2 protein-coding genes are annotated in these 6,018 nt (G+C 72.6%); both read right to left on the bottom strand.

Annotation, left to right across the window (positions count from 1 at the left end):
* A partial coding sequence (locus AC3FMM_RS31270) for a condensation domain-containing protein (RefSeq protein WP_488688322.1) occupies positions 1–2,539 on the bottom strand: 2,539 nt, incomplete at its 3' end.
* On the bottom strand, positions 2,540–6,018 hold a 3,479-nt coding region (locus AC3FMM_RS31275; protein WP_488688326.1), incomplete at its 5' end, for an amino acid adenylation domain-containing protein.

The raw sequence follows: 6,018 nt of genomic DNA on the forward strand, positions 1-6,018 counted from the left end.
CCAGGTTCAGCTCGGCATCGAGCAGGTAGCAGCGGCGCGCGCCCACCGGGCGCCCGATCGGCGCGTAGGTGCCGGCGAAGCCGGCTGCGGGCGCATCGGCGCGCACCTTCCAGACCATCGGCGTGACCACGGTTTCGGTCGGGCCATAGCCGTTGATGAAGGTGCGCGGCGCCAGCGCGCGGCGCGCCTGCGCAAAGGCGGCGCGCGGCATGGCCTCGCCGCCGAAGGAGTAGAGCGCCACCGGCGGGCGCTCGCCGCTCTGTTCGCAGTACTCGGCCAGCTGGCGCAGATAGGCCGGCGGGAAGCCGGCGTTGGTGACGCCGTGGCGGGTCATGGCCGCGGCGGTCTGCTCGGGCGTCCACAGCGCATCGTCGCGCAGCAGCAGCGAGCCGCCGCAGGCAAGCGCGCACAGCCAGCGCTCGTGGGCGCCGTCAAAGGCGAACGAGAGGAAGTGCAACTCGCGCGAATGCGGGCCCATCTCGTAGGCGTCGATGGTCGCGGCCACATGCATGGCCAGCGGTCCGTGCGCGACGCAAACACCCTTGGGCCGGCCGGTGGAGCCGGAGGTGTAGATCACGTAGGCAAGCTGGCCGGGGTGGACCGGCTGCTGGGGCAGCGGCGCGATGTCCTCGGCGAGCGTATCCAGCGTCAGCACCGGCAGCGCCGCCGGCGCGGGCAGCGCGTCGAGCAGCGCCGGTTCGGTGACCAGCAGCCGGATGGCGCTGTCGTCGAACAGGTAGGCCAGCCGGTCCCTGGGATACGCCGGATCGAACGGCACGTAGGCGGCGCCGCAGCGCATCACCGCGAGCAACGCGACGACCAGGTCGGGCGAGCGCGACAGGGCGATGCCGACGCGATGCTCGGCGCCGATGCCGCGGGCGTGCAGCACGGCGGCGAGGCGGTCAGCGCGGGCCAGCAGTTCACCGTAGCGCAGCACCTGTTCGCCGCAGATCACGGCGACGGCATCGGGGCGCGCCGCCGCGTGGCGGGCGATGTGCGTGTGCACGGGCAGGGCCTCGCCGGCAGGCGCCTCGCCCTGGCCCAGCGCCAGCAGGCTGCGGTGTTCGGACTCGTCAAGCAGGTCCACCGCATCGAGCGATTGTTCGGGCGCGTCGGCCAGCCGGCTCAGCAGCCGCACGTAATGGCGCGCAAGCCGCTCCGCCGTGCCGGCGTCGAACAGTTCCGCGGCATAGTAAAAGCACGCATGGACATGGCCGTCGCTGTCCTCGCGGGTATCGAGCGTCAGCTCCAGCGCCGTGGTGCGCTCGCCTACCGGCGCGCTTTCCAGGTCGAGGCCGGGCAGCGCAACACGCGCGGCGCGGTCGCCGCGGCGGTGGTTGTGCACCACCTGGAACAGCGGGTGGTAGCTGACGCTGCGCTCGGGCTGCAGCGCCTCCACCAGTTGCTCGAACGGCAGGTCCTGGTGCGCCTGCGCGCCCAGCACGGCTTCCCGGGTCTCGCCGAGCAGCGCCGACAGGGACTGGCTGCCGCCAACGTGCGCGCGCACGACCTGCGTGTTGACGAACAGGCCTACCACGCGCTCGGTTTCCATGCGGTTGCGGCCGGCCACGGGCACGCCCACGCACAGATCGCGGCTGCCGGTGTAGCGGTACAACAGTGCCTGGAAGCCGGCCAGCAACGCCATGAACAGCGTACCGCCGCTGGCTTGCGCGCGTTCGCGCAGCGCGTGGGCAAGCCTGTCGGGAAGCTCGATCTCGCAGCGCTGCGCACGGTAGGCGGCCACCGCGGGGCGCGCACGGTCGGTCGGCAGCGCCAGCACGCCAGGGGCACCGTCCAGCGCCGCGCGCCACCAGGCGAGTTGCCGCGCCTGCTCGCCGGCCTCGAGCCAGTTGCGCTGCCACACGGCGTAGTCGGTGTAGCCGATCGCCTGGCCGGCCTGCGGCAAGGGCTGGCCGAGCCGATGCGCGCGGTAGGCCGCCGCCAGCTCGTCGATCAGCAATTGCATCGACCAGCCGTCCGAGACGATATGGTGCATCGCCAGCACCAGCAGATGGTCCCGCGCGCCCAGGCGCAGCAGGTGTACCCGCAGCAACGGCGCGCTGCCCAGGTCGAACGGCGCCTCGGCGATCGCCGCCGCATGCGCATCGGCGCCGCCGGGGTCGGCCGACAAGTCGGTCAGCGGCAGTTCAATGCTGGCTGCCGGGCGCACATGCTGCCGCACCGTGCCGTCGGCATCGTCCAGGAATGCCGTGCGCAGGGCTTCATGGCGCTGCACCAGCGCGGCAAAGGCCGCCTGCAGGGCGCCGATGTCGAGTTCGCCGTGCAGCGCCACGCGGCTGCTGATGTGGTAGGCCGCGCTGTCCGGCGCGAAACGGTGCAGGAACCACTGGCGCTGCTGCGCGTACGACAGCGGCGCGTGGTAGCCGGCCGGGGCATCGGGCCGCGGCAGCGCGGGGATCGGCAGTTGCGAGAATGCGATGCCTTGCTCGGCCATCTTGTCGAGAAAGGCGCGGCGCTGGGCCGGCGCCAGCGTGGCAAAGCGCGCGGCCAGCCGGGCCGCGGTATTGGCTTCGATCATTCAGACTGACTCCAGGGTATTGGCGAACGCTTCCAGTTCCAGCAGGGCGGCTTCATCGGCATGGCGTTGCTGGGATGGCAGCGCAGCGGCCAGTTCGGCCAGCGTGGCGGCGCCGAACAGCTGGGCCAGCGGCACCTCGATGCCCAGTTCGCCCTGGATCCGGGACAGGAGCTGGACGGCCAGCAGCGAATGGCCACCCAGTGCGAAGAAGTTGTCGTGGCGGCCTACCGCGGGCACCTGCAGCAGGGCTTGCCAGATGCCGGCGAGACGGATCTCGAGCTCGCCCTGCGGCGCTTCCCGCGCCGCGGCCGCGGCGGGTGCGGCGGCGTGCGGGGCCGGCAGCGCCTGGCGGTCCAGCTTGCCGTTGGCGGTGAGCGGCAGCGCATCGAGCAGCACGATGGCGGCCGGCACCATATGCGGCGGCAGGGTGGCGGCCAGGGCGCGGCACAGCGCGGCGGGATCGGGCCGGGCATCCGCTTGCGGCACCGCATAGCCGACCAGTTGCATGCCGCCGGCAGCAGGCGCGGCGACTACCGCGGCCTCGCGGACCTGCGGCAGCGCCGCCAGCTGCGCCGCCACTTCGCCCGGCTCCACGCGGAAACCGCGGATCTTGACCTGGTCGTCGACGCGGCCCAGGTATTCGAACACGCCGTCGGCGCGGCGCCGCACGCGGTCGCCGGTGCGGTACAGGCGCGCGCCGTCGCCGGCGAACGGATCGGGCACGAACCGGTCTGCGGTAGACGCGGCACGGCCAAGGTAGCCGCGCGCCAGCGCGGGGCCGCCGATATAGAGTTCACCGGCGATGCCGTCGGGTAGCGGACACAGCTGGGCGTCCAGCACGCAAGCGCGGGTGCCGGGCAGCGGTTGCCCCAGCGGCAAGCCGGTGCCTGGCTGCGCCGTGGTGCCGGCCGCGTGCACGAGCACGCCCACGGTGGTCTCGGTCGGCCCGTAGTGATTGACCAGCCGGCACGCCGGCCGGGCCGCGTGGAGGCGCGCGCGCAGCGCCGCGTCGGTGGCTTCGCCGCCCAGCACCAGGGTGTGTCCGGGCAGCACGTCGGCAAGCGCCACCCCGGCCGCCTGCGCGCCGTCGAGCAAGGCACGCAGGTGGCCGGGCACGATCTTGAGCACGCCGATGCGGTGCTGCGCCATGTAGCGCGCGAAGGCCGCGGCATCGAACACGCAGCGGCGCGCTGGCAGGTGCAGCGCGCCGCCGCTGGCCAGCGCGCCGAACAGCACCGTGTGGCCCAGATCGGCCGCGGGCGTCGACACCATGGCCATGCGCGACGCCGGCGCCAGCGCCAGTTGCGACAGCACGCCGTGCAGGTAGTGGGCCAGCGCCGCGTGCGAGATGCCCACGCCTTTCGGCCGCCCGGTGGATCCCGAGGTGTAGATCACATAGGCCAGGTGGTGCGGATGCAGCTCCGGCGAAGGGTTGGCGTGCTCGCCGTCATACAAGGATGGCGCGCTCAGGTCGATCACCGGCACGGCCGCCGGCAACGGCGCGATGACGTCGGTCCGCTGCACCAGCAGCATCGCCACGCGGCTGTCCGCGACCATGTAGGCCAGGCGGTCGGCGGGATAGTCCGGGTCGAACGGCACGTAGGCGCCGCCGGCCTTGAGGATGGCCAGCAGGGCGACGACCATCTCGACGGAGCGCTCGGCCAGCACGCCCACGCGCACATCCGGCCCCACGCCCTGCGCGGCCAGTCGATGCGCGAGGGCATTGGCCCGCCGGTTGAGTTCCCGGTAGGCCAGTTCCTCGCCATCCGCCGCCAGTGCCACGGCTGCCGGTGTCGCGGCCGCATGGGCTTCGAAGCGATGGTGTGCCAGCCGGGCCGTGGTTGCGGGGACGGCCAGCGGCGCGTCAGCCCCGGCCAGGCTGACGCGGCCCAGTGGCCTGGCCGCATCCGCGGCCATCTGGCGCAGCACCGCAAACACGCCGTGCGCCAGCGTGCGCGACTGCGCTTCGCCGAGCACGGCGCGGTCGAAGCGGCAGGTCAGGCGCAGCGTGTCGGTGTGGGCGAACACCAGCGCCAGCGGATAGTTGGTCTCGGCCCGATTGCCGATACCGGAGAACGACAGCCCGGCCGGCGCGCGGCGCAGCGCCGCGTCGACCGGGTAGTTCTCGAACACGACGATCGAATCGAACAGGGCCTGGCCGCCCTGGCCGGCCCAGCGCTGGATGTCGTAGAGCGGGGTGTGCTCGTGCTCGCGCAGCGCCAGGTTCAGGGCCTGCACCTCGCGCAGCCAGTCGCCCACCGCTTGCTGCGGACGCGGCGAGGCGATCACGGGCAGCGTGTTGATGAACAGGCCCAGCATCTGCTGCGCGGCCGGCAGTTCGGCCGGGCGGCCCGCCACGGTGGCGCCGAAGGCCACGCACGGCTGGCCGGTGCAGCGCTGCAGCAGCAACAGCCAGGCGGCCTGCACCAGCGTATTGAGCGTGACCTTCTGCGCGCGGGCGAAACCGGCCAGCGCCGCGGTCTCGGCAGCGTCGAGTTCGTGGTGATGCTCTCCCTGTCCGTGCCCATGCGCGGGCGCCGGCAGTGCCGCCAGCAGGCGGGTGGGCGCATCGAGCGGTGCCAGCTGCGCTTTCCAGAAGGCTTCGCCGGCGGCGGCATCGCGCGACTGCAGCCAGCCGATATAGTCGGCAAAGCGGCCGCCGCTGGCGGGCAGCGCTTCGCCGGCGTAGTGGCGCAGCACTTCGCCGAGCAGCTGCGCGGTGCTCCAGCCGTCGAGCAACAGGTGGTGCACGGTCCAGACCAGATGATGGCGGTGCGCGCCGGTGCGCAGCAGCGCCAGGCGCATCAGCGGCGGCCGCTCCAGGTCGAAGCGCTGGCCCAGTTCGGCGGCGGCAAAGCGGTCCAGCTCGGCGGCGTCGCGGCCGGTCCAGTCCGCATGGGTGAGCGGCAGCCGCACCGAGCGGGACACCCACTGCAGCGGCTGCTCGCCACGATGCAGGAAGCCGCAGCGCAGGCTGTCGTGGCGCGCGAGCGCGGCCTGCCATGCCGCGATAAAGCGCGCCGGATCGAGTCCGTCGATATCGACGCGCAGCTGGTTGGTATAGGCACTGCCCTCGGGCGCCAGCACACTGTGGAAGAGCATGCCGGCCTGCATCGGCGAGAGCGGATAGAGGTCCTGCACCTGCGCGGGATCGAGCTTCAGCGCAGCGAGTCCTGACTGCGTCAGCCGCGCCAGCGGGAAATCGCTGGGCGTAACGCCGGCGGCGCCCGCATTGCAATGGGCAATCAGTGCTTCCAGTTCCTCGCGCAAGGCTGCGCCGAGTCGGCGCACCGTCTGCGCCTGATGGCGTGCGCGGCTGAAGGCGAGCGTCAGACGCAGCTGGCCATCCAGCACCTGCCCGCTGACCGACAACGGATGCGACAGCGGCGTGGCCGGATCCTGGCTGGCGCCTGCGCTGTCAGTCGAGAGCCGCCAGGGACTGTCGTCGGCAAAGCTGGCGTCGAGCTGGCCCAGGTAGT

The sequence above is a fragment of the Cupriavidus sp. 207A1 genome, from assembly GCF_057798955.1.